Raw genomic sequence first — 1,365 nt, forward strand, 5'->3', positions numbered from 1 at the left:
TCTTTATCAGTAGTTAAATCAGTGCGAACATCAAGTCCGTTATGATCAACAATTTTAAAGATAGCTCCTTCAAGAGAAGTACCGTCGACGTCGTCGACTTTAGTTAATTCAACAGCGCCCTTAGTTAAGCTATTTGTAGCAGTAACAGAAGCTTTAGCTGTTTGACTTTTTTCAACAGTAAACTTGATAGGATTTTGATTTAAGTCGTAATGCTTAGGAGCCTTCGTTTCAACGAACTGATAGTCTCCTGGACGTAAATCAGAAACAGAAATTTTGCCATCTTTATCAGTAGTTAAATCAGAACGAACGTCGTGCCCGTTCATATCGACGATTTTAAATACTGCATCTTTAAGGACAGAACCGTCAAAGTCATCCACTTTAGAAAGTTCAACAGCGCCTTTCGTTAAGCTATTCGTAGCGGTAACGGAAGCGATTTTTTCTTGTCCTTTTTTAACTGTGAACTTAATAGGTGTTTCGTTTAAGTCATAGTGATTAGGAGCTTTTGTTTCAATAAACTCATAGTCTCCTGGTGGTAATTCATCCACAACTAAACGGCCGTTTTTATCAGTAGTTAAATCAGTACGGACATCGTGTCCATCCTTATTAACAATTTTAAATACCGCACCTTCCAGTGTTGTGTTTTCTTCAACATCGTCAACTTTAATTAACTCCACACTACCTTTCGTTAAGCTGTTCGTAGCTGTAACGAAGACATGTTTTGTTTGACTTCTTTCAATTGTGAACTTAATCGGCTCTTCATTTAAGTCATAATGTTTCGGAGCTTTCGTTTCAATAAATTGATAGTCTCCAGGTTGTAAGTCTTTAGCGCTGATTTTTCCAACTTTATTGGTAACTAAATTCGTACGAATATCGTTACCGTTCAGATCAGTAATTTTAAATACCGCACCTTCTAGCATTTCTTTCTTATCTATAGAGTCAACCTTCGTTAATTCCACGCCACCTTTGGTTAGGCCATTCTTAGCAGTAACAGAAGCGTGAGTTAGTTGACTTCTCTCGATAGTGAAGCTAATAGGTGTTTTATTTAAATCGTAATGCTTAGGAGCTTTCGTTTCAATGAATTGATAGTCTCCTGGGCGTAAGTTCGTAGCAGTAATCTTACCATCTTTATCAGTAGTTAAATCAGTGCGAACATCAAGTCCGTTATGATCAACAATTTTAAAGATAGCTCCTTCAAGAGTAGAGTTGTCAACGTCGTCAAGCTTAATTAATTCGACTGAACCTTTAGTTAAGCTGTTAGTAGCAGTAACAGAAGCTTTAGCTGTTTGACTTTTTTCAACAGTAAACTTGATAGGATTTTGATTTAAGTCGTAATGCTTAGGAGCCTTCGTTTCAACGAACTGATAG

General features: G+C 36.9%; 1 protein-coding gene. It reads right to left on the minus strand.

Features of this window, described 5'->3' with window-relative positions; all coding sequences use genetic code 11:
- On the minus strand, window positions 1-1,365 hold a 1,365-nt coding region (locus GFJ36_RS28850), incomplete at both ends, for a SpaA isopeptide-forming pilin-related protein (RefSeq protein ID WP_194956683.1).

Source organism: Bacillus sp. EE-W1, assembly GCF_009760835.1.
GTDB lineage: Bacteria > Bacillota > Bacilli > Bacillales > Bacillaceae_G > Bacillus_A > Bacillus_A wiedmannii.